24 protein-coding genes and 1 pseudogene are annotated in these 22,034 nt (G+C 68.7%); 9 read left to right on the top strand and 16 right to left on the bottom strand.

All coding sequences use genetic code 11. From position 1 onward, the window contains the following. Positions 1-129: 129 nt before the first annotated feature. The 3 genes from OG817_RS41480 to OG817_RS41470 form a co-directional block, all read right to left on the bottom strand. Positions 130-462, bottom strand: a complete 333-nt coding sequence (locus OG817_RS41480; protein WP_406050475.1) for an Lsr2 family protein — start codon at positions 460-462, stop codon at positions 130-132. Positions 463-780: 318 nt separating this feature from the next. Next, on the bottom strand, positions 781-2,301 hold the full coding sequence (lysS, locus tag OG817_RS41475; RefSeq protein ID WP_360449808.1) for a lysine--tRNA ligase: 1,521 nt from the start codon (positions 2,299-2,301) through the stop codon (positions 781-783). A gap of 9 nt (positions 2,302-2,310) precedes the next feature. Next, positions 2,311-3,522 carry an MFS transporter gene (locus OG817_RS41470; protein WP_406050473.1) on the bottom strand — a complete coding sequence of 404 codons (1,212 nt, stop codon included), beginning with the start codon at positions 3,520-3,522 and terminating at the stop codon, positions 2,311-2,313. A gap of 58 nt (positions 3,523-3,580) precedes the next feature. Between OG817_RS41470 and OG817_RS41465 the strand changes: the two genes are divergently transcribed. The 4 genes from OG817_RS41465 to OG817_RS41450 all read left to right on the top strand — a co-directional run bounded on the left by OG817_RS41465 (position 3,581) and on the right by OG817_RS41450 (position 6,241). Next, complete coding sequence (locus OG817_RS41465) at positions 3,581-4,147, top strand: ArsR/SmtB family transcription factor (RefSeq protein WP_396392610.1); 567 nt, start codon at positions 3,581-3,583, stop codon at positions 4,145-4,147. 72 nt (positions 4,148-4,219) lie between these two features. Continuing rightward, positions 4,220-4,666: an NfeD family protein gene (locus tag OG817_RS41460; protein WP_396392611.1), complete on the top strand. Its 447-nt coding sequence runs from the start codon at positions 4,220-4,222 to the stop codon at positions 4,664-4,666. After that, entirely contained in the window at positions 4,654-5,541 is an 888-nt protein-coding gene (locus OG817_RS41455) for an SPFH domain-containing protein (protein WP_406050471.1), read from the top strand. The genes OG817_RS41460 and OG817_RS41455 overlap by 13 nt, the downstream gene beginning before the upstream one ends. Positions 5,542-5,587: 46 nt before the next feature. Next, positions 5,588-6,241, top strand: coding sequence for a DedA family protein (locus OG817_RS41450; protein WP_406050469.1), 654 nt, complete (start codon positions 5,588-5,590; stop codon positions 6,239-6,241). Here OG817_RS41450 and OG817_RS41445 read toward each other — a convergent pair. Both OG817_RS41445 and OG817_RS41440 read right to left on the bottom strand, forming a co-directional pair. Next, entirely contained in the window at positions 6,227-7,519 is a 1,293-nt protein-coding gene (locus tag OG817_RS41445; protein ID WP_406057627.1) for a hypothetical protein, read from the bottom strand. The genes OG817_RS41450 and OG817_RS41445 overlap by 15 nt on opposite strands. 110 nt (positions 7,520-7,629) lie before the next feature. Next, positions 7,630-7,836 carry a hypothetical protein gene (locus tag OG817_RS41440; RefSeq protein WP_406050468.1) on the bottom strand — a complete coding sequence of 69 codons (207 nt, stop codon included), beginning with the start codon at positions 7,834-7,836 and terminating at the stop codon, positions 7,630-7,632. 130 nt (positions 7,837-7,966) lie between these two features. Between OG817_RS41440 and OG817_RS41435 the strand changes: the two genes are divergently transcribed. Further along, positions 7,967-8,527, top strand: a complete 561-nt coding sequence (locus tag OG817_RS41435; RefSeq protein ID WP_406050466.1) for a carboxymuconolactone decarboxylase family protein — start codon at positions 7,967-7,969, stop codon at positions 8,525-8,527. Here the strand turns inward: OG817_RS41435 and OG817_RS41430 are convergent. The 7 genes from OG817_RS41430 to OG817_RS41400 form a co-directional block, all read right to left on the bottom strand. Beyond that, positions 8,515-9,963 carry a multicopper oxidase family protein gene (locus tag OG817_RS41430; protein WP_406050465.1) on the bottom strand — a complete coding sequence of 483 codons (1,449 nt, stop codon included), beginning with the start codon at positions 9,961-9,963 and terminating at the stop codon, positions 8,515-8,517. The two genes, OG817_RS41435 and OG817_RS41430, sit on opposite strands and share 13 nt — an antisense overlap. Then, entirely contained in the window at positions 9,964-10,398 is a 435-nt protein-coding gene (locus tag OG817_RS41425; protein WP_406050464.1) for a hypothetical protein, read from the bottom strand. It abuts the gene before it with no gap. 87 nt (positions 10,399-10,485) lie between these two features. Next, positions 10,486-11,250 (bottom strand): type III pantothenate kinase, encoded by a 765-nt coding sequence (locus OG817_RS41420; RefSeq protein WP_406050463.1) that lies wholly within the window; start codon positions 11,248-11,250, stop codon positions 10,486-10,488. Further along, positions 11,250-12,104: a carboxylating nicotinate-nucleotide diphosphorylase gene (gene nadC, locus OG817_RS41415; protein ID WP_406050461.1), complete on the bottom strand. Its 855-nt coding sequence runs from the start codon at positions 12,102-12,104 to the stop codon at positions 11,250-11,252. Before nadC ends, OG817_RS41420 begins: the two co-directional genes overlap by 1 nt. Then, positions 12,097-13,764 (bottom strand): L-aspartate oxidase, encoded by a 1,668-nt coding sequence (locus OG817_RS41410; protein ID WP_406050459.1) that lies wholly within the window; start codon positions 13,762-13,764, stop codon positions 12,097-12,099. Before OG817_RS41410 ends, nadC begins: the two co-directional genes overlap by 8 nt. A 22-nt stretch (positions 13,765-13,786) precedes the next feature. Then, on the bottom strand, positions 13,787-14,614 hold the full coding sequence (gene panC, locus OG817_RS41405) for a pantoate--beta-alanine ligase (RefSeq protein WP_360449845.1): 828 nt from the start codon (positions 14,612-14,614) through the stop codon (positions 13,787-13,789). Beyond that, positions 14,611-15,492, bottom strand: a complete 882-nt coding sequence (locus OG817_RS41400) for a Rossmann-like and DUF2520 domain-containing protein (protein ID WP_406050456.1) — start codon at positions 15,490-15,492, stop codon at positions 14,611-14,613. The genes panC and OG817_RS41400 overlap by 4 nt, the downstream gene beginning before the upstream one ends. Before the next feature lie 79 nt (positions 15,493-15,571). Here OG817_RS41400 and OG817_RS41395 point away from each other — a divergent pair, with 79 nt between their 5' ends. Both OG817_RS41395 and OG817_RS41390 read left to right on the top strand, forming a co-directional pair. After that, on the top strand, positions 15,572-16,129 hold the full coding sequence (locus OG817_RS41395; protein ID WP_406050455.1) for a 2'-5' RNA ligase family protein: 558 nt from the start codon (positions 15,572-15,574) through the stop codon (positions 16,127-16,129). Then, a complete protein-coding gene (locus OG817_RS41390; protein ID WP_406050454.1) occupies positions 16,126-17,007 on the top strand; it encodes an SAM-dependent methyltransferase in 882 nt (293 codons plus the stop codon). Before OG817_RS41395 ends, OG817_RS41390 begins: the two co-directional genes overlap by 4 nt. Positions 17,008-17,024: 17 nt before the next feature. Here the strand turns inward: OG817_RS41390 and OG817_RS41385 are convergent. Together OG817_RS41385 and OG817_RS41380 are read right to left on the bottom strand one after the other, a co-directional pair. Further along, a pseudogene (locus OG817_RS41385) lies at positions 17,025-18,110 on the bottom strand (PH domain-containing protein); the annotation flags it as partial. A 197-nt stretch (positions 18,111-18,307) separates the two neighbouring features. Further along, the gene (locus OG817_RS41380; protein WP_396392623.1) at positions 18,308-18,796 is read right to left on the bottom strand and encodes a PH domain-containing protein; all 489 of its coding nucleotides are present in this window, start codon (positions 18,794-18,796) and stop codon (positions 18,308-18,310) included. 26 nt (positions 18,797-18,822) lie between these two features. On the opposite strand from OG817_RS41380, the gene OG817_RS41375 reads away from it, so the two are divergent. After that, positions 18,823-20,028 (top strand): NADH-quinone oxidoreductase subunit D, encoded by a 1,206-nt coding sequence (locus OG817_RS41375; protein ID WP_406050452.1) that lies wholly within the window; start codon positions 18,823-18,825, stop codon positions 20,026-20,028. Here the strand turns inward: OG817_RS41375 and OG817_RS41370 are convergent, their stop codons facing one another. Beyond that, the gene (locus tag OG817_RS41370; RefSeq protein ID WP_406050450.1) at positions 20,029-20,745 is read right to left on the bottom strand and encodes an NADPH-dependent F420 reductase; all 717 of its coding nucleotides are present in this window, start codon (positions 20,743-20,745) and stop codon (positions 20,029-20,031) included. A gap of 61 nt (positions 20,746-20,806) precedes the next feature. On the opposite strand from OG817_RS41370, the gene OG817_RS41365 reads away from it, so the two are divergent. Continuing rightward, entirely contained in the window at positions 20,807-21,241 is a 435-nt protein-coding gene (locus OG817_RS41365) for an Rrf2 family transcriptional regulator (protein ID WP_406050448.1), read from the top strand. Here OG817_RS41365 and OG817_RS41360 read toward each other — a convergent pair. After that, entirely contained in the window at positions 21,226-22,008 is a 783-nt protein-coding gene (locus OG817_RS41360; protein WP_406050446.1) for an inositol monophosphatase family protein, read from the bottom strand. The two genes, OG817_RS41365 and OG817_RS41360, sit on opposite strands and share 16 nt — an antisense overlap. Positions 22,009-22,034 lie beyond the last annotated feature (26 nt).

Here is a 22,034-nt window from a genome sequence, read left to right as displayed (position 1 = left end):
CCGAACTACCTGCCGGAGCAACCATCCGCTCCCGATCCCCGGTCACCGGGGCGTCCACACTGTGAAACAACCGGAATGCGGACGGTCCCGGCACCCTGGTGGGCGCCGGGACCGGCAGGTCCGTGGGAATTACTTGGCTTCGTTGTACGCCGCGCGTACCTCGGCGGAGATCCGGCCCCGCTCGCTCACCTCGTAGCCGTTCTCCTTGGCCCAGGCCCTGATGTCGGCGGAGTCCGACGCCGACCGGCCGCGGCCCCGTGCCCGACCGCCCGCGGCACCGCGGCGCCCGGACACCCGGCGCGCCGAGCCGACGTACCCGGCCATGGCGTCGCGCAGCTTGGCGGCATTCTTCTTCGACAGGTCGATCTCGTACGTCGTGCCGTCCAGCCCGAAGATCACGGTCTCGTCGGCCTTACCTCCGTCGAGATCGTCCTCGAGAACTACCTGCACCCTTTGCGCCATCGATGACAGTCCTTTCCGCGCCCGCCACCGGGCACAATCCCCCTGCCGAATTGTTCGCACCTGATTTGTACCGCACAAACCGCCTTCGTGTCATTCACCACCCGGAATGTTCCGGAAAGATGTGACCAAAACCTTCGGTTCGGTGAGGGACGGGCGACACTGTGCTCCGACGGTGACCTTCAGTATTCAGCCGGGCCGGTGGATCGTAACTCGAGCTGGACCGGAATCAATTGGACCCCGGGAATTGCATGGCCCGGAGGTTGTGCTATGCAACGAACCTCCGGGCCGGTTTCCTGAATCACTCGGGTGCGGGCGGAATCACTCCGGGCGCAGCAACGGGAACAGAATCGTCTCCCGGATACCGGCGCCGGTGAACAGCATCACCAGCCGGTCCAGGCCCATCCCCATCCCGCCGGCCGGCGGCATCCCGAACTCCATCGCACGCAGGAAGTCCTCGTCCAGCTCCATCGCCTCCGGGTCGCCGGCTGCGGCCAGCAACGACTGTGCCACCAGGCGTTCCCGCTGGATCACCGGATCGTTCAGTTCCGAGTAGGCGGTGCCCAGCTCGACGCCGTTCACGATCAGGTCCCAGGCCTCGACCAGTCCGGGAATTTCGCGGTGCGGCTTCGCCAGCGGCCGCGCCGACTCCGGATAGTCACGGACAAAGGTGGGCTGGATCAGCGTGTGCTCGACCAGCTTCTCGAACAACTCCACCGCGATCTCACCGGCATTCCAGCCCGGCTGCAGCTCGACGTCGTGCTGCTCGGCCAGCTTGGTCAGCGCGGCCACGTCGGTGGTCACGTCGACGGTCTCACCGACGGCTTCGGAGACGAGACCGAAAAGCGTCGCATGCCGGAACGGCTGCTCCAGATCGATGTCCGAACCGTCGCGCGCGGTGATCGTGGTCCGGCCGATCGCACGACCGGCGTTCCGCATCAGCTCGGCGAAGAGTTCGGCCATCGTGTCGTAATCGCCGTACGCCTCATACGCCTCGATCATCGAGAATTCCGCCGCATGGGTGGAGTCGAGTCCCTCGTTGCGGAACGTCCGGCCGATCTCGAAGACCCGGTCGACGCCGCCGATCATCGCCCGCTTGAGATCCAGCTCGAGCGCGATCCGCAGCTTCATCTCCTGGTCGAACGCGTTCAGGTGGGTCGAGAACGGCCGCGCCGCGGCGCCGCCGTTGGTCAGCTGCAGCACCGGCGTCTCGACCTCGATGAAGTCGTGCGCGTCGAAGGTCGCCCGCAGTGACTTCAGTACGGCGGCCTTGTTCCGGACCATCTCGCGCGCCTCCGGGCGGACGATCAGGTCGACGTACCGCAGCCGGACCCGGGCCTCCTCGTTCAGCGGCTTGTGCTCGTTCGGGAGCGGGCGCAGCGTCTTGGCGGCCATCTGCCAGCCGGTCGCCTGCACGGACAGCTCACCGCGACGGCTCGTGATCACCTCGCCCTGGACGGACAGCAGGTCGCCGATGTCGACCAGTTGCTTGAACCGGGCCAGCCCCTCGTCGCCGAGGTCGGCCACCGACAACATCACCTGGAGCTCGGTCCCGTCGCCCTCACGCAGCCGGACGAAGCACAGCTTGCCGGTGTTGCGGAGGAAGATGACCCGGCCGGCCACCGAGACCTGCTCGCCGGTCCGGGTGTCCGGCTCCAGCTCCTGTCCGTCGTACTTCGCCCGCAGGTCCTTCAGCAGGTGCGTCCGCGGCACCGAGATCGGGTACGGCTGCACTCCCTCCGCCAGCAGGCGGTCACGCTTCTCCCGGCGAACCCGCATCTGCTCGGGCAGGTCGTCCTGCCCGCTGTCGGGGTTCACCGGGTTCACGTGTGCGTCTGTCATGCCTAAAGGCTAGTGACTGACCGCCTCCACAACCGAATCCTTTGTTCGCACCAGCAGTACGGCGGCGATCGCAGCAGTCACCACGCCGGTGATCCCGCAGGTCACGAAGGTCATCCGGGTGCCGAGCGCCGCGCCGAGGAGACCACCCAGGGGAAGCGCGATCAGGCTGCAGCCCCGCACCGTGCCGCCCAACGCCGCGACGACCCGCCCGCGGACGTGTTCGGCCGTCCGGGTGACGATGAGGGTGCTGCAGGCGGCGTTGAGCATGCCGCTGCCGGCTCCGACCGCCAGGCAGCCGATGGCCAGCGTGACCACGTCGTGCGACAGACCCATGAGCACACACGAACCGCCGATGGCGGCCATCCCGGCCAGCAAGGCCCGGGAGCGGGACGCAGCTGTCACCAAGCGGCCACTGCCCCAGGCCCCGAGGATCGCTCCGGCTCCCTGGGCGGCCATCAGCCAGCCATAGCCCGACGCGCCGAGTCCGACCTCGTCGGTGACCAGGAACACCTCGACGACGTTGACCGCCTCACCCGTGAGCACGAAGACCCACAGACACGTCACCAGGATCCGGAGCAGCGAGTCGCCGAACAGACTGCGCAGACCGGCCATCAGCGCGCCGGGCTCCCGGACAGCGCCCGGCTCGGGGCGGCGGCGGGTGGTGACCAGCCGGGCGACCAGGCCCAGGACGAGGAAGGTGAGGGCGTCGATCAGGAGGGCGCCGCGGTCGCCGGACCAGCCCACGAGCACGCCACCGGCGGCGGAGCCGGTCAGGGTGGCGACGCCGATCAGCGCCTGGCTGGTGCCGGTGGACTTGCCGACCAGCTCGTCGCCGACGATGCGCGGGATGAGTGCACCCCAGGCAGGTCCGGCCACGGCTTGACCGACCTGGAGGACGCAGACCAGCGCCAGGGTCTCGGCCAGACCATGGCTGAAGGCCAGACCGATACCGGCGGCCGCCTGAAGCAGCGACGCCCAGACCAGGACTGTGCGGGAGTCGTGGCCGTCCACGATCCGGCCGGCGAACGGGATCATCGCGACGGTCGGTACGGCGAACGCCAGCAGCAGGGCCGTGATCGCGCCGGGTCCGCCGTCGTGGGACACGCGCAGCATCAGCGCGACCAGCGCCACCGAGTCACCCGCGTAGGACAGCGCGCGGGCGGGCAGCACCAGCCGGATGTCGGGGAAGGACCAGATCGAAGTCTGAAGTGATTGCTTCATAGTTGTGAAGTTACTGCTTCATATTCCGGATCGTCAAGGGATTGGCTACGCTGACCTCGTGGCCAAGAAGAAACGCGTGGTGATCACCGATCCGCGGGCGATCCGCGCCCTGGCGCACCCGGCCCGGCAGCGGGTCATCGACGAGCTCTACAACGGCAGGGTGCTGACCGCGACCGAGTGTGCGGAGCTGGCCGGGCTGACCCCGTCGGCGATGAGCTACCACCTACGGGCCCTGGAACGCTGGGGCATCATCGAGCGCGCCGAGGAGTCCGGCGACGGGCGGGAACGGCCCTGGCGGGCGCTGGCCGGCAGCCTGATGATCTCGTCGCAGGCGTCCAACGCGGGCCGGCTGGCCAGCCAGACGATCATGCGGACGACGGCGGACCGGGTGCTCGAGCAGTTCCAGGAGATGGCCGACGACGACCCCTGGGACGACGTGAGTTCGCTGAGCCGGTCCCGGCTGTGGCTCACCCATGAGGAGGCCAGGCAGTTCGGGAAGGAGCTCGTCGACCTGGTCGACCGCTACAAGAAGGGCCGGAGCCTGACCAGCCATCCGGCCGGTACCCGGATGATCAGCACCCTGCTGGCCGTCGTACCGACCGGGAAGCCGCCACAAGATAGCTGAACCGTTAGCTGCCTTCGCGCGTATCCAGGGGTACCTTCGAAAGAGAGGTCCTCTCCGCCGGCGGGTGGTCATATGGAGTCCTGGCTTTTGTGGTTGATCATCGCCGCTGTCCTCGGCACCGCCGAGTTGATGACGGCAACCCTCGATCTGCTGCTGCTCGCCGTCGCCGCGCTGGCCGCGGCCGGAGTCGCCGGTCTCGGCCTCGGGACCGGACTGCAACTCCTCGCGTTCGCCGTCACGGCCGGCGCGATGATCACGCTGGTCCGGCCGGTCGCGCGACGGCACCTGAGATCGCACCCGCAGCTGCGGACCGGCGTCGCGGCGCTGATCGGGCGCGAGGCCGTGGTGCTGACCCCGTGCGGCCGCGATCCCGGCCGGGTCAAGATCGGCGGCGAGGAGTGGAGTGCCCGGTCGTACGACCCGGACCTGCTCATCCCCGCGGGGACCCGGGTCGATGTCTTCGCCATCGAGGGGGCCACCGCCCTCGTCCATCCTCAGGAGGATCCATGGCCGAACTGATCATCGGGCTGGTCGTCGCCCTGCTCGCCGTCGTCCTGGTCCTTCGGACCGTCCGGATCGTGCCGCAGGCGCGAGCCACCAACGTCGAGCGGCTCGGGCGCTACCTGCGCACTCTCGAGCCCGGGCTGAACATCGTCATCCCCTTCATCGACCGGCCCCGACAGCTGATCGACCTGCGCGAGCAGGTGATCTCGTTCGAGCCGCGCTCGGTGATCACCGAGGACAACCTGGTGGTCGACATCGACACGGTGCTGTACGTCCAGGTCACCGATCCCCGGGCGGCGGCGTACGAGATCGCCAACTTCGAGCAGGCGATCGAGCAGCTCACCGTCACCACACTGCGCAACGTCATCGGCAGCCTGGACCTGGAGAAGGTACTGACCTCCCGCGAGCACATCAACTCCCAGCTCCGCGGCGTACTGGACGAGGCGTCGGGCAAATGGGGCATCCGGGTGAACCGGGTCGAGCTGAAGGCGATCGACCCGCCGCCGTCGATCAAGGAGTCGATGGAGAAGCAGATGCGGGCAGACCGGGAGAAGCGGGCCGCGATCCTGACAGCTGAGGGCCAGCGGCAGTCCCGGATCCTGACCGCGGAGGGCGACCGGCAGGCCGCGATCCTGCGGGCCGAGGGTCAGGCGAAGGCGATCGACACGGTGTTCGAGGCGATCCACCGCAACGACCCGGACCCGAAACTGCTGGCGTACCAGTACCTGCAGATGCTGCCCGAACTGGCCAAGGGCCCGGGCAACACGTTCTGGGTGATCCCGTCCGAGGTCACCACCGCGCTACAGAACGTCACCAAGGCGTTCAGCGGCTATCTCCCCGAAATTCCTCCCGACACCAACGGCCACAGCCCTGAGAACCCCCTGAAATAGTTGCCTCGTCCCGTAACCGGTTGACCCCGGATGTCACTATGGGTGCATGGGGGAACCGTTGCACGCGCTCGCGATCATGGTCCCGACCGGCGGGCTGGCGATCGTCGCGTACCTGGTGGTCGGCCTTGTCATCGGCGTCGAGAGCATGGGGGTTCCGTTACCCGGTGAGACGACGCTGATCGCGGCCGCGCTGCTGGCGTCGCAGGGCAACCTGCACCTCGAGTTCGTCATCGCCGCGGCGGCCACCGGCGCCATCGTCGGCGACTCGGTCGGGTACTACATCGGCCGGAAGGCGGGCCGGAACCTGTTCGAGCGGCTCGGCCGCCGGTTCCACCACTTCTCCGAGGACCGCATCGTCAAGGCCGAGAAGTGCTTCCACCGGTACGGCGTCTGGACGGTCTTCTTCGGCCGGTTCGTGGCACTGCTGCGCATCTTCGCCGGCCCGATGGCGGGCATGCTGCGGATGCCGTACCCCAAGTTCCTGGCCGCCAACGCGGCCGGCGGGATCGCCTGGGCGACCACGATCGGCATCGTCGCGTACAACATCGGCGACAACGCGGACAAGATCTTCGGCCAGTTGTCGGTCTGGGCCCTGGTCGTGCTCGCACTCGCCGCGGTCGCGGCGTACACCTACTACCGGATCCGCCGCCGGCATCGGGAGACCGCCGCGGTGCGGGAGCCGGAGTCAGCGGACGTATAGCAGGAGGTGCTGCGTGATCGTCCCGCTCATCGACCGGCCGTACATCGTCGCGGCCGGCAGCACGAACCGGTAGACGAAGTTCCCCGCCGAGCCCGCCCGGAACGTCCATGACGTACGGCCGTTGCGGATCGGCGTCGCCTTGACGCCGACCCACCGGCGCAGCACGCGGTTCCACACCTGCAGCGTCGCGGTCGAGCTCATGGCCGGCTTGATGATCGCGAACGCGGTGACGTTCGACCCGCGCTTCTTGACCGTCAGCCCGCCGGCGAACCCGGACGAGACGACCCGGACCACGTTGCGGACGTACGTCGGCCGGCTGGTCGACGTACTCGTGATCAGACCGGGCTTGGTGTAGTTCGGGACCGTGGCGGCGTACGGGCGGCTGCCACCGGTCGGAACCCCGATGTCGTAGTGCCCGCCGGCTGTCGTCCTACCGCGAGCCACCGGAGTCCAGTGGCCACCGGGAATCACCTGGGTGAGTACGACGATCGGCACCCCAGCCGGCGTGGCCCGCCGCTGGGTGCACGGCGTCTCCGGCTCGCACGCCACCTGTTGCAGGATGACCCGGCCGCGGGCGCGGATCGGGAGGCTGAACTGGGCCAGCCCTGGCATCGCCGCGCTGATCGAGCTGGTCAGGCCGAGCACCTGTCCACCGAGCCGGGTGCTCCACTCGTTCTGCGTCCGGACCTGGAACACGTACGGCGGTTTGATGCTGTTGATGACCTGGCGCGTCGACGTCGTCGCCGGGCCGACCGCTCGCAACTGCTCGCCGGGCTTGCCGACCATCGGCACGTACGTCTGGGTGCGCGGTCCCTTCACGTCGAGCGGGTCGTTCGGGGTGAAGTCCTGCGGCACCACGGGCACCGTCCACTGCATCAGCGCGCCCGATCGGCCCGCCGGTGCCGCCGTCGCCGCGCTGGGACCGACCGGTCCGTCGGTGTCGAAGACGGGCGAGCGCGCGAGTTTGCTGGTCACACCGCCCTGCGAGGTCCCAATGGCGACCGCCACCCGGTAGTTCCCGTCCGGTGGAAAGGCCGAGGTCGGGATGTCCCAGCTGTTCGCATCGCCGGCGCCGACGTACTTCACGTACGACGGACTCTCGCTGAGCACACCTTCGATCGTGATCCGGTTCGGGGCGTTGTCGTCCTTCCAGCTGACCTGGACCGCGGTCCGGCCGTCACCGGACCAGCCGACCGCCACGTCGGTGGGAACCGGATCCGAGGAGCAGGCGGTCAGCACTGCTGTGCCACACACCACCGCCAGCGCCGCGGCGAGCATCCGCCGCACTCCGACCACCTCGTCTCAGCTGCCTCACAACCGACCGCTGAACCATACCCAGATCAGCCCACCGAGTCCGTAGGGTCGTTGCCGGATCGGTATGCCGGCGGTCAGGGCGTGGCAGTGCCGTGGACGGCGAGTGCGTGCTTGCGGAAGGCCCGGCGGGACAGCATCGGGACGAAGGACCGGACCAGCCACGGGGTGTGACTGACGATCTCGGCCACCACCTCCGGGTCGCCCTCGTACTGCATCATCCCCAGCACCAGCGGGAGGTCCGGCTTCCGGAGTCCCTTGACACCTTTCTCGCCGAGCTGCAACCACTCCTCCTCGTGGCCTCACGCCGTTGCCACTGAGGCATTGCTGCGGCAAGTCGGGCAATAGCCGCGACCTCGTTGCCGGATCGGTACGCCGGACCTACCGTGAAGGAGCGACAAGGGGGGAACGAGCATGGCGTTCATCGACACACCGTCCAACCGCGACTTCTTCGAGAGCAACCGGGCTCCGGCGGGTCACATACCGAACTTCGTCACCACGTTCGCGGCCCGGCCGGCCGTGTACGACGCATGGAAACAGCTCAACTGCGCGATCAAGGAATCCATGGACCTGCGCCGCTACGAGTTGGCGACGCTGGCCGCCGCGACCGCGCTGAAGTCGAGCTACTGCAGCCTCGCGCACGGTCAGGTGCTGGCCGACAAGTTCTACACGTCCGAGGAGGTCGCGGCGCTGGTCGACGAGCCGCCCGCCGACCCGGTCGACCGTGCCGTGATGGCCTTCGCGCGCAAGGTCGCGCTGTCCGCGGACAGCATCACCCAGGCGGACGTGGACGAACTGAAGGCCGTCGGACTGACCGACACCGACGTTCTCGACGTCGTCCTCGCCGCGGCTGCCCGAGCCTTCTTCTCCAAGACCCTGGCAGCGACCGGCACCCCGCCCGACGCCGCCTTCAACACCCTTCCCGAGACCCTCCGCAAGGCCCTGACCGTCGGAGGGCCGATTCACTCGGGCTGATTGCCCGGGGAACCGCCGAGGTGGAAGTTGCTGGTGACGCCGGCGTACATGAGGTGGGTCACCAAGCCCTGCGCGGCGTGCGGCAGGTTGTGGCAGTGGTCCATCCAGATGCCCGGGTTGTCGGCGACGAACGCGACCTCGTAGGTCTCGTCGTCCTCGACGTTCAGTGAGTCCGTCCACCACGGGCTGCCGGTCGCGGCCGTGCCGTTGCGACTCAGTACGACGACGTGGTGGCCGTGCAGGTGCATCGGGTGGACCTGCCCGGACGTGTTCTTGATCGTCATCCGGACCACGTCGCCCTCGGTCACCACGAACATCGGCACATCCGGGAACTGCTGCCCGTTGATCGTCCACCACAGCCCTGGCTTCCCGTCGAAGAACCCGGGCCGCCGGCCGATGTTGTAGTGGAAATTCCGGTCGGCCTTCGCCGGATCGAACCCGAGCCTCTTCGGCGAGCCGTAACTCAACAGGTCGACCCGGTCACGCGGCTCGGTGCCGGTCGGCGCGTTACCGTCGCCGATCACCAGCGTGGTCGGACCACCACCCAGGCCGATCCGCACGGCTGAGCCCTGCGGCATCGTCACTTGCAGATCGATCCGGCCACCCGCAGTGACGAGCACGGTCTTGTTGCTCACTTCGGTCGGCGCGTTCACGTCGGTCCCGTCGACCGCCATCACCCGGTACGGCGCTCCGTCGACCCAGGCAGCCATCGGCCCGTTGTCGGTGTTGATGAGACGCACCCGGACCGTCGATCCCGGTGCCGCCACGCGGCGCTCGCCGTACCCGCCGTTGACGGTCCGGATCTTGTCGTACGTATGCACGGCGGCGATCACATCGGTCGTGCTCGGTTGCACGATCAGTACGCCGTACAGGCCCTTCTTCACCTGTTCGTGGGAGACCTGGTGCGAGTGGTACCAGTACGTGCCGGCGTCCTTCGCGACGAAGCGATAGACGAACGACTGGCCGGGGGCGACCGCGTCCTGGGTGACGCCGGCGACGCCGTCCTCGGCGGCCGGTACGTCGACTCCGTGCCAGTGCAGGGTGATCCCCTCGGGCACGGACTCGTTGTGCAGGGTCACCTGGATCAGATCGCCTTGTTTTGCGACGATCTGCGGTCCGGGAGACGTGTGGTTCAACGTGTACCCGTCCACCGGGCCGCGCCCGGGGATCTCGAACTTCTCCTTCCGGGCGGTCAGATCCACCGCCACGTCAGGCGCCCCGTCGGCCGGACCTTTGAGCGTGCTGACGTCCTGCCCGTGATGGGCGTTGACCACGGGGCCGCCGCCATAGTCGGCGTACCCCATGGTCATCGGGGAGAGGTCGTTCGGGACCAGGCTCCGCTGCCAGAAGAAGGCCAATGGTGCCAGCACGGCCAAGGTCGCGGCGACAGCGACCAGCAGCCGGCGCCGCTCGGCCAGCTTTGTTGCCAAAGGCATCTAGACGGCGGTTGTCGGCTCGGCGGCCGGCGCCGGTGCGGGGGCGGCGCGACGGGCCGCCACACCGGCGACGGCGAGCAGCGCGAACGCGTTCAGAGCATGCAGTGTCCCGATCACGGGCGCCACGCCGAACGACAGGAACGCGAGCACGATCTGCAGCGCGACCAGGCCGACCACGTAGAGCGCCCACCTGACTCCACCCTGGACCTTGGCGAAGAACGACACGATCAGCAGCAACAGCGCGATGATCGGGATGAACAGCATCCCGAACTGGCCGTGCAGCATGTGCCCGGCGTTGCCCTCGTAGTTCTTGTCGATGACCAGGCCGTCGTCCATGTCCTTGATCGCCGTGAACCAGCCGAGTGCGACGAACATTGCCTGCAGCACCACACCGATCGCAACGAGACCGGCGAGTACCCGATAAACGGACCTCATAGCTCTCCCCCAACCCCGATTTTCCCCTTGAACACATGGTGATCCCGGTCACCACAAGGGCACAAGGGCTCTGGCCCGATCGGGCAACTATTGGTTGTTGCGGGCAAACGCGTGCTGCAGGCCGTGCAGAGTGAGCAACGGTTCGTGACGAACCGGAGTGGTCAGTTCGCCGGCGAGTAAGGGGGCGAGGGCACCGGTCAGCACCACCGGAGTCGACGAATCAAGCGACTGCTCTGCACGGATCCGTCCCACCAAACCGTCGACCAGCGCCGCGAAGCCGTGAATCGCCCCCGACTGAAGGGCCTCGACGGTGTTCTTCGCGACGACTGCGCGTGGTCGGACGAGTTCAACTCGGCGCAACTGGGCGGCGGCCTGGCCGAGCGCGTCGGTCGCGGTTTCGATGCCTGGGGCAATCACTCCGCCGATGAACGCGCCGGCCGGGTTGACCACGTCGATGGTGGTCGCCGTACCGACGTCGACGACCAGGCAGGGCGCGCCGTACTGGTTGACCGCGGCAAGCGCGTTCGCGATCCGGTCGGTGCCGACCTCACGCGGGTTGTCCACCAGCACCGGCAGCCCGGTCTTCACGCCCGGCTCGACCACCACGCCCGGCACGTTCGGGTAGTAGCGCGCGACCACATCGCGGAGCTCGTGCAGCACATGCGGTACGGCGGAACACACAGCGACGCCGGACACGGGAGACTCCCCGGTCAGCAGTCCCTGCAGCAGGACCGCCCACTCGTCGGCCGTACGCCGGGGATCGGTGCCGACCCACCAGTGCCGCTTGACCGTGCCGTCGAGCACCAGGCCGACCAGCGTCCTGGTGTTTTCGACGGCGACGGCGAGGAGCATCAGGATTCCCGCAGGTCCAGCCCGATGTCGAGCACCGGCGCCGAGTGGGTCAGGGCGCCGACCGCGAAGTAGTCGACCCCGGTCTCGGCCACGGCCCGGGCCTGATCCAGCGTGAGTCCGCCGGAGGCCTCCAGCCGGGCCCGGCCGGCCACCTTCTCGACCGCCTCCCGCAACTGGGGGACCTCCATGTTGTCGAGCAGGATCAGCTCGGCACCGGACTCGACCGCGATCAGCGCGTCATCGACCGAGTCCACCTCGACCTCGACCGCGAGGTCGGGGTAGGCCTTGCGGACCAGACGGAACGCCTCCGCCACCCCGCCGGCCGCAACCACGTGGTTGTCCTTGATCAGCGCCGCGTCGGACAGGCCCATCCGGTGGTTCTTGCCGCCACCGCAGCGAACCGCGTACTTCTCCAGCGACCGCAGCAGCGGCATGGTCTTGCGGGTGTCGCGGATGATCACACCGGTCCCCTCGACCGCGTCGACCCACTGGCGGGTGAGGGTCGCAACACCAGACAGATGGCACAGCAGGTTGAGCGTCGTCCGCTCGGCGGTCAGCAACTGGCGCGTCTTGCCGCGGATCGTCATCAGTACGTCGCCCTTGCGCACCGACGCACCGTCACGGACCGAGTACTCGAGCTCGACCTCGTCCGGAGCGGCGACCTGCCGGATCACCAGCTCGGCGACCTCCAGCCCGGCCACCACGCCATCGGTACGCGCGACGAGTTCGGCGACCGAGATCTGGTCCGGGTCGACGGTCGCGACCGTGGTGACGTCGGCGCCACCGGCCAGGTCTTCCTCGATGGTGGCCCGCACCAGGTCACCGACCCACTGCCGGTCGACGGCTTCATCCATGGTGAGCATTCTCCTTGGTGTCATGCGGGACGAACGTCGTACGTGGTCTCGCGGTCTCGCCCTCGGGCGGGAGGGTCAGGTCCAGACTGCCCGACCAGTTCCGGTCGTCGCGATCCGGGTGGTCCTCACGCCAGTGAGAACCCCGGCTCTCCTCGCGCACGGTGGCCGCGGCGATCAGTGCGGACGCCACCGTGACCAGGTTGGTCGCCTCCCATCCCGGCGTACCCGGCTCGCCGGCCGGCTGCTCGATCACCTTGGCGAGGGTCGCACCGGCCTCCGACAGTCCGCGTGCACTACGGATGACACCGGCACCGACGGTCATCACCCGCTGCACCTCGTCGACTACGTCCGCGCCGACCAGACCGGGGACACGGCTGTCGGCGACCGGCTCACGCAGCGGCGGGAGGCCGTCGGAGAGGTGGGCAGCGATCCGGCGAGCGAAGACAAGCCCTTCGAGCAGGGAGTTCGAGGCCAGCCGGTTGGCGCCGTGGACACCGGTGCATGCGACCTCACCGCAGGCGTACAGCCCCGGCATCGACGTCTGGCCGTCCAGGTCGGTCCACACACCACCGGACGAGTAATGGCAGGCCGGCGCGACCGGGATCAGCTCACGCACCGGGTCGATGCCGTGCGATCGGCAGGAAGCCAGGATGGTCGGGAAGCGGACCCGCCACTTCTCGTCGCCGAAGTGGCGTGCGTCCAGGTAGACATGATCCTTGCCGGTGGCAAACATCTGCCGCATGATCGCCTTCGCCACGATGTCGCGCGGGGCGAGGTCGGCCAGCTCGTGCTGACCCTGCATGAACCGATGGCCCTCGTGATCGACCAGGAACGCACCCTCGCCGCGGACCGCCTCGGACACCAGCGGCTGCTGGCCTTTCGCGCTCTTGCCCAGCCACAGCACGGTCGGGTGGAACTGCACGAACTCGAGATCACGCACCTTGGCGCCGGCCCGCAACGCCAGCGCCATGCCGTCGCCCGTGGACACGCTCGGGTTGGTCGTGGCGGCGTACAACTGGCCGATACCGCCCGACGCCAGGATCACGACTCGGCTGCGGATCGCGCCGACGCCGTCCAGTTGGCCCTCACCCATGACGTGCAGGGTGACTCCGGCGACGCCACCGTCCGCAGCGGTCAGCAAGTCGATGACGAGGGCGTGCTCGATCAGCCGGATGTCGTCGGCCCGCTTCACCGCGGCGACCAGCGCCCGCTCGATCTCCGCGCCGGTCGCGTCTCCGCCGGCGTGCGCGATGCGGTTGCGGTGATGCCCGCCCTCCCGCGTCAGCGACAGGTCCCCATCGGCCAGGGTGTCGAACCGCGCGCCCAGCTCGATCAGGTCTCGCACCGCGTCCGGTCCCTCGGTCACCAGCGCCCGTACGGCGTCCGGATCGCACAGTCCGGCGCCCGCGACCAGGGTGTCCTGCAGATGATCCTCGGGCGAATCCTCCGGGCTGAGCGCGGCGGCGATACCGCCCTGGGCCCACTGGGTCGAGCCGGAGGCGACGACATCCTTGGTCACCACCAGGACAGTGCCGAGCTCACGGGCTTTCAGTGCGGCGGTCAGTCCGGCGATGCCGGAACCGATCACCACCACGTCGACGGTGTCTGTCCAACCGGGTTCGGGCGCAGACAACCGTTGCGGGACAGCAGGAGCGGTCATCCAGCGACCGTATCAATCGATTTCACCTGAGCGTGATGGAAATGTTGTCAATGAGACGGGTCAGGCCGACGCGGGCGGCGATCAGCATGCGGGCCTCGCCGGGGCCGATCACCGGGCCGAGATCCGGTGCGCGCAAGGCGAGATAATCGATCTTCACCGACGGCACCGCCTCCAGTTCGGCCTGGGCGGCGGCCATCACGGCGTCCGGACCGTTCATTCCGGCCTTCGCACCCGCGGTCAGCGCGCGGTACAGGACCAGCGCTTCGTCACGCTCGGTCTCGTCCAGGTAGCGGTTGCGTGAGGACAAGGCGAGACCGTCGGGCTCGCGCACGGTCGGCACCGGCACGATGTCGACGTCCCAGTCGAGGTCGCACACCATCTCGCGGATCAGCGTGAGCTGCTGATAGTCCTTCTCGCCGAACAGTGCCAGGTCGGGCGCCGTCAGGTGCAGCATCTTCGCCACCACTGTCAGTACGCCGGCGAAGTGGCCCGGCCGGACCATGCCCTCGAGTTCGTCGGCCAGCGGGCCGGGATGCACGGTGATGGACGGCTCGTTCGGATACAGCTCGTCGCGGGACGGATTGAAGACCAGGTCGACGCCTTCGTTCTTGGCGACCGCCAGATCGCTGGCCAGCGTGCGCGGATAGCGGTCGAAGTCCTCAGCCGGCCCGAACTGCAACGGGTTCACGAAGATCGTCAGCACCACACTGCCCTCGGGCCCGACCCGCTCGCGTGCCTCGGCCAGGAGCGCCGCGTGCCCCTCGTGCAGGGCCCCCATCGTCATCACCACCGCCCGGGGCCGGACCGCCGCTGCCGCCCGCAGTTCGGCCTTCGTCTGGGTAAGTCTCATCGCGGTGCCTCCCCTGTCCCATACCGCTCCAGCACCTCATCCGGGTTGCCTGCCCGGTGCCCCTTCAGCACTTCGTAGAACGCTTCCGCCGTCTCCGGGGACAACCGTCCGTCCGCTGCCGCCAACTCCACCGTCGCCCTGGCCAGTTCGGCGTACGTGCCTACCGTCCGGTCCGGGAGTACGGCCAGATGAGCTGCCACCGTGTCGACATCGCCCCGGGCAATCGGCCCGGTGAGCGCATGATGACCGGATCGCAGCGTGTTGTCGAGGGTTGCGGTCACCAATGGCCGAAGCGTTGCGGCCGGATCCGCGACGCCTGCTTCCCGCAGTACGGCGAGGGCCTGGGTAAGCAACGTTGTCAGGTGGTTCGCGCCATGCACGAGACCCGCGTGATACAGAGCGCGGTTCTCCTCCGCCACCCACTGCACTTGCGCACCGAGCAGCTTCACCAACCGCTCGACCATCGGCCGGGCCGCGTCCGGAGCGGTCGCCGTGAACAGCACGTCGTCCAGGCTGACCGGGTCGTCCCCGGTGAACGTCATCGGCGGATGGAGCGAGACCGGAGTCGCCGGCAGACCCTGCAGCGGCGTGAGCCCGTGCGTGCCGGACAGATGGACGACGTACTGATCGCTGGTCAAGGGCAGTCCGGCGGCGACCTCACGGATCAGGTCGTCGGGTACGGCGACCAGGACCACGTCGGCGCGTTCGCTGACCTCACCGGGAGTCAGCACCGGTACATGCGGGAGGAACCGGGCGGCGCGTTCACGTGACGCGCGCGACCGTGCGGTGACGCCGACCAGGGGATGTCCGGCGGCCGCCAAGGCTGCTCCCACGGCGGTCCCGGCCCGGCCGGCTCCGATCAAGCCGATCCGTTCCATCTTCACTCTTTTCGTTCCAGTCCCGCGGCGGGGTACCAGACGATCCACTGGCCAGCCTAGGTGATGAGACGATGCGGTGGTGAGCGATGACTGGGCCGCGCGGCGCGGATTGACGGCGATTCTGATCACAGTTCCCGAGTTGGCGGCGTACACGGACCGCTGGCGTTCGGTGTCCCGCTCGATGCTTCGGCCGCAGGTCTCGCTGACCGAGCTCATCCCACCGCACGTCAGTGTGCTGGTGCCGTGGGTCGCCGAGCCCGCAGACGCCGATGTGGAGCGGCTGAGCTCTGTGCTGGCGAAAGTCGAGCCCTTCGAGCTGAGCTTCCCGACGGCGGGACAGTTCCCGAACGGAACGGCGTGGCTGCGGCCGGAGCCGTTCAACACTGTGCGTTCCCTGGTGCTGACGGTCTACGAGGCGTTCCCCGAGTGCCCGCCGTACGGCGGCGAGTTCCTGGACCCGCATCCGCACCTCACCATCGCGTCGTCCACCGAGGGCGGCCCGACTGTCGTTGCCGAAGCCCAGGCCGCGCTCGCCGAGGAGGCGGCGCCTGTCGTGCAGCTCACCGAGGTCGGACTGTGGCGGGAGGGCGCGGACAGCGTCTGGCGCCAGTTCGGTGCGGTCCCGCTGGGTGCATGACGACATTCCGGGAAGGCTGGCACACGGCGCTCTATGGACCGGGCGGGTTCTACCGGCGCGCACGGCCGGCTGCGCACTTCCGCACGTCGGTGCACGCGTCAGAGCTCTTCGGACAGGCCATCGCCCGGCTCGCTCGCGAGGTCGGCGCCGACGAGGTCGTCGACATCGGTGCGGGCTCCGGCGAACTGGGCAAGGTCGTCCGCACCGAAGGGCTCTCCGTCCTGGACATCGAACTGGACGACGAACTGCCGGCGTCCCTGAGCGGTCTGGTCATCGCCAACGAATGGCTGGACAACATCCCCTGCGACGTCGCCGAGCTCGACGAGGACGGCGTACCGCGGTACCTGCTGGCCGACCTCTCCCTCGGCAATGTTGTCGACGGCAACGATCTCGCCTGGCTGCACACCTGGTGGCCCCTCCATGAACCAGGCGACCGCGCCGAGATCGGCACCACTCGCGACCAAGCCTGGGCAGACATCCTGCACCGCCTCACCGACGGCACAGTCGCCGTGGCGATCGACTACGGCCATCTCCGCGCCAGCCGTCCGCCGTACGGCACCGTGACCGGCTTCCGCGACGGCCGCGAGTGCGACCCGTTGCTGGACGGCTCCTGCGACGTGACAGCCCATGTGGCCCTGGACTCGCTCGGAGGCTCCCTGCTGCTCCAGAGAGACGCTCTCAAGGCCCTCGGAGTGAGTGCGACCCGTCCGAGCCTGGAGCTGGCTCAGACGGACCCGCTGCGCTACCTGTCCGAGTTGTCGTCGGTCGGCGAGGCCGCTGAGCTGCTGGACCCGTCCGGGCTCGGTGGCTTCGGCTGGGTCTGGACGGCGAACGGCGACGACACCGTACGGCGCGCTTCGCGGGCCCTGTCCGCCTGATTCTGAAGCAGCGCTGCAGCCTCGGACTGATCGCGGTGGAGGGCTACGGCATCGGTTGGGCCGAGGGGTGTGTCTACGTGGACGTTGGCCAGGCCCAGGCGGCGCTGGAGGGGGCCCTGTTGCAGTCGCACGGACTGGGTCTTGTGGTGCAGCACGATTGACGTACGGCGGCTGACCCAGCCGCGGATCGTGACGAGCACCTGGTCGTCGGCGCCGTACGCCAGGTAGCGCCAGCCGATGGGGCGCAGCCACTTGGCGCGTTCCGGGGCGCGATGCATGTCGATGCGAGACAAGTCGAAGCCGGGCAGGACCCGTGCGAGTACGCCGGCCACCTCGACCCGCTCGCCGACCGGCAGCAGCTGCGCGCCCTCGCGGTCGTTGTCGCCCTCGTCCTTGTTGCCCGCCACACCGGCGATGTCCAGCTCCACGCGAGACCAGCCCAGCAGACGCCAGATGAGCGGCTCGGTGATCAGCAGGCCCTGCACCCGGCCGGGCGGCACGGTCTGCCGCTGGACGTCGAACAGGCCGCGCTTGGTGCGCAGACCGTGGTCGCTCTCCGAGAGGGTGAAGCCGTGGTTGCCGACGACCTGCTTCCAGATCGGCTGCACCACACCGAGTAGGAGCGGCACAGCGGCGAACAGACCGATGTGGAAGTTCAGCACGGTCGCTGCGGCGATCAACCAGACCAGACCACCCGCGCTGGCAAGGACTGTGGACGACAGCAGGGTCGCACCGAGCAGACGGCCGGTCGGGACCACCAGCAACGGCTCCAACTCGACCGGGGCGGTCTGCTGTTCGGCGACCTGCTGACCCTTGGCCCTCACCAGCAGTGTGGTGCGCAGCCTGCCGGCCTCCTCGTACGCGAAGTAGCTGAGCTTGCCGTCGCTCTTGCCGCCGCCCGCGACGTCCATCCGCAGCTCGGCCATCCCGAAGAGGCGGGCGACGAACGGCTGCGCCACATCGATCGCCTGGATCCGGTCGAACCGGATGATCCGGGTACGCCGGAACAGGAACCCGCTGTCGACCCGGATCGCATCGTCGGTGAGCTGCCACTTGGTGAACCACCAGGACAGTGCGCCCAGCAGGATGCCGCCGACCAGCACCGCGGCCAGTCCGATGCCTGCGATGGTCAGATTGCTCCGCAGACCCTCGTTGTTGACCAGCGCGAACGCCGCGACGACGAAGTACCCCCAGCCCTTCACGAACGGCGTGAGGGGGTGGAGGCGGGCGCCGGTCTGCTCAGTCACCGGCGGTCGTAATCCCGCTGTCTGCTGCCCGGGCGGGCCGGGCGTCGGCTCGGTCACAGGCCCCACGCCTGGGCCTGGCCGAGCGCGGAGAGGCGATCACGGAGTCGACCGGCCTCGTCCGGATGCAGGCCGGGGATCTTGGCGTCCGTCGCCGGCGTGGCCGTGTGCAGCTCCACCGTGGCGATCCCGTACGCCCGCTCCAGCGGTCCCGCGGCCACGTCCACGAACTGCATCCGCCCGTACGGGACCACCACCAGCTCGCGGAACATGATCCCGTGGCTGACCAGCAGTTCGTCCTCACGCTCGGCGTACTTCCAGGACCGCTGGTTGCGCCCGATCAGGACCCACGCCCAGACGAACCCGGCCGCCGCCACCAGCAGTGCCAGGACGCCGTACAGCCAGCCCACGGTCATCCCGAGCACGATCAGCAGCACGACTCCGGCCACGCCGGCGGTGATCCCCGCGTTCAGCCGGCGGACCGCGGCCAGCTTCGGCGAGACCGGCGTCCAGCTGACATCCGAGGGTGCGAAGAGGTCATCCACGTACCCAGCCTGTCACGATAGAGGGCATGAGTACCGAACGAGTCGTGGGAATCGGCGCTGGAGCGGCTGGATTCGACCCTGCGTACGAGCGGGGTGGGACCGGGAGCGGCTCGGAGCTGGCGACCACCGACATGGTGCTCAACATCGGGCCGCAGCACCCCGCGACGCACGGCGTACTGCGGCTGCGGCTGACCCTGGACGGCGAGCGGATCGTCGGCTGCGAGCCGATCATCGGCTACATGCACCGCGGCGCGGAGAAGCTGTTCGAGGTGCGCGACTACCGGCAGATCATCGTGCTGGCGAACCGGCACGACTGGTTGTCCGCGTTCGCCAACGAACTCGGCGTCGTCTTCGCGGTGGAGCGGATGATGGGTCTCGAGGTGCCGGTCCGCGCGGTCTGGCTGCGCACCCTGCTGGCCGAGCTGAACCGGATCCTGAACCACCTGATGTTCCTCGGCTCGTACCCGCTCGAGCTCGGCGCGATCACCCCGGTCTTCTACGCGTTCCGCGAGCGGGAGACGCTGCAGGCGGTGATGGAGGAGCTGTCCGGCGGCCGGATGCACTACATGTTCAACCGCGTCGGCGGCCTGAAGGAGGACCTCCCGTACGGCTGGCTCGGCCGCGCGTCGGCCGCCTCGGTCGCGGTCCGCAAGCGGCTGCCCGACATCGAGGACATCATCCTCGGCAACGAGATCTTCCGCGCCCGCACCGTCGGCGTCGGCAAGCTCGCGCCCGAGCTGATCGCGCAGTACGGCGTCTCCGGCCCGATCTCCCGCGCCTCCGGCGTCGACGCCGACCTCCGCCGCGACGAGCCCTACCTCGCGTACGACGAACTACTGCAGGACGGCGTACTCCGGGTCGTCACCCGGCCGGAGGGCGACTGCTTCGCGCGGTTCTCGGTCCTGCTGGAGCAGGTGAAGGTGTCGCTGGACCTTGTCGACGCGTGCATCGACAAGCTGTCGTCTCTGCCGGCCGGGCCGGTCAACGTGCGGCTGCCGAAGATCCTGAAGGTGCCGGAGGGCCAGACGTACGCCTGGACCGAGAGCCCGCTCGGCATCAACGGCTACTACCTGGTGTCCCGCGGCGACAAGACACCGTGGCGGCTCAAGCTGCGCTCGGCCAGCTTCAACAACATCTCCGCCCTGCCCGCGCTGCTCCCGGGCACCGTGATCCCGGACATGATCGCCATCCTCGGCAGCATGTTCTTCGTGGTCGGCGACATCGACAAGTAGTCAGAAGGCGCGGTCCGCGACCGGCGGCCGGTGGGCGTCGGCGATCAGCATGCGCAACTCGTCCAGAGGTAGTGGCTTGCCGGGATCGGCGTTCCCTCCGGCGCGCTGCTGCGGCGTACTCGCCTGGTTCAGGTACGGCGTGACGTACGCCGGCGTCTCCGTCTCGAACCGCCAGCTCTCGGTCAATGGACCGACATCCAGTACGTCGAATCCCAGCGCCTGGATCAGCGCGGTGGCCGAGGCCTTGGCGTCGGCATCGTTCCCGGCGATCGGCAACGCGCTGCGATCGGGCGACCCACTCGGCCGTGCCAGCGTCACGATGTTCGCAGCGCTGATGTTGTTGAAGGCCTTCACTGTGTGTGACTCGGGCAGGTGCTCCTGCAGCAACGCGGCCGTGGTCACCGCCTCGCTGTCCAGTCGCGCGATCCGCCCGTCGCGGTGCGGGTAGTAGTTCATCGTGTCGATCACGACCTTCCCGGCCAGCGGTTCGGCCGGGAGCTCGGCGTACCGGCCGAGTGGGATCGTGACGACCACCCAGTCCCCCGCCCCGGACGCCTCGGCGACGGTCCCCGCGCGGACGCCGAGCTCCTCGGCCTTGTCCCGCAGACTCTCCGGCCCGCGCGAGTTGGCCAGCACCACCTCGATGCCCGCGGCAACCGCCAGCTTCGCCAGCGCCGTCCCGATGTTGCCGCTCCCGATGATCCCGAGTGTCGCCATGGTTGCTCCTCATCGCTTAATATGTACTTCTCAAACATACATATTAGGCGAAGGAGTGGCGATGGCAGATCTGCGGTTCAGCACCGCGATGCAGGCACTGCTGCTGCTCGCCGACGCCGCCCGCAAGGGCACCCCGCTCGTCAGCTCGGCGCAGCTGGCCGACTGCTTGCGGACCAACCCGAGCTTCGTCCGGTCTCTGCTGATCCCGCTCTTCCAGGCCGGCCTGATCGAGACGGTGCGCGGCCGCAACGGCGGCGTACAGCTGGCCAAGGACGCCGCCTGGATCACGCTGCTGGACGTGCACCAGGCGAGTGTGTGCGGGAAGCCGATGTGGTTGTCGCGACCGGACGAGCGCAGCGACAACCCGGCCGCGATTCGAGTCCAGGCGTACTTCGACCGGCTGAACGAGGAGGCCGCCGTCGCGGTGGCCGGCGTACTGCGCCGCCAGACCCTGGCCGGCGCGCTCGAGGCATGCCTGGATCAGCCGACGGACTGAGCGATCAGGGCGAGCAGCGGGTCGGCGAGGGCTGCGGAGACGGCGAACGTGCCGCGGGATTCGGGGGCGTGGTGCGAGCCGTCGAGGTCGAGTACGACGACGCCGGCCTCGCGGCAGATGGCGACTCCGGCCATGGTGTCCCAGGGTTTGTTGGAGAACATGATCGTCGCGTCGAAGTGGCCGGCTGCGGTCCAGGTCAGCGCGGTGGCCGCCGTACCGATCATCCGGATCCGCTGGGCTCGCGGGTAGAGAAGCTGGGTCAGCGCGAGCCGCTCGGCGTTCACCCGATCGGCGTCCGGCCCGACCGCATAGTCGCCCACGGCAACCAACGCGTCACTCAGGTCCGCGCACTCGCTGCCGCGGATGGGCTTTCCGTTGCAGGTCGCACCGTGGCCCTCGGCCGCGGCGTACCTGGTCCCGAGCGCGGGATGGTCGATCACGCCTGCCACCGCCCGTCCCTCGTGGATCAGCCCGAGCGAGATCCCCCACAGCGGTACGCCGTGGATGAAGTTCACCGTCCCGTCGATCGGATCGAGCACCCACCGGGTCCCGTCCGTCGCGCCACCCTCCTCCTCGCCGAGTACGCCGATCTCCGGCGTCTCCCGCTCGAGGAACGCACGCACCTCCCGCTCCACCGCGAAGTCCACCTCGGACGCCATGTCCCGATCACCCTTGGACGTGAGCACCCCAGGCGCGCGGGAGTCGGTCACCGCCCGCCCACGATCAACAGCAGCTTCGGCAACCTTCAGCAGTTCAGCGAGATCCACACCCCAGAACCTACGCGGGATGACCG

This window comes from Kribbella sp. NBC_00889 (genome assembly GCF_045207705.1).
In the GTDB taxonomy this organism is placed as follows: domain Bacteria; phylum Actinomycetota; class Actinomycetes; order Propionibacteriales; family Kribbellaceae; genus Kribbella.
This window is presented reverse-complemented; position numbering and strand designations above follow the sequence as displayed.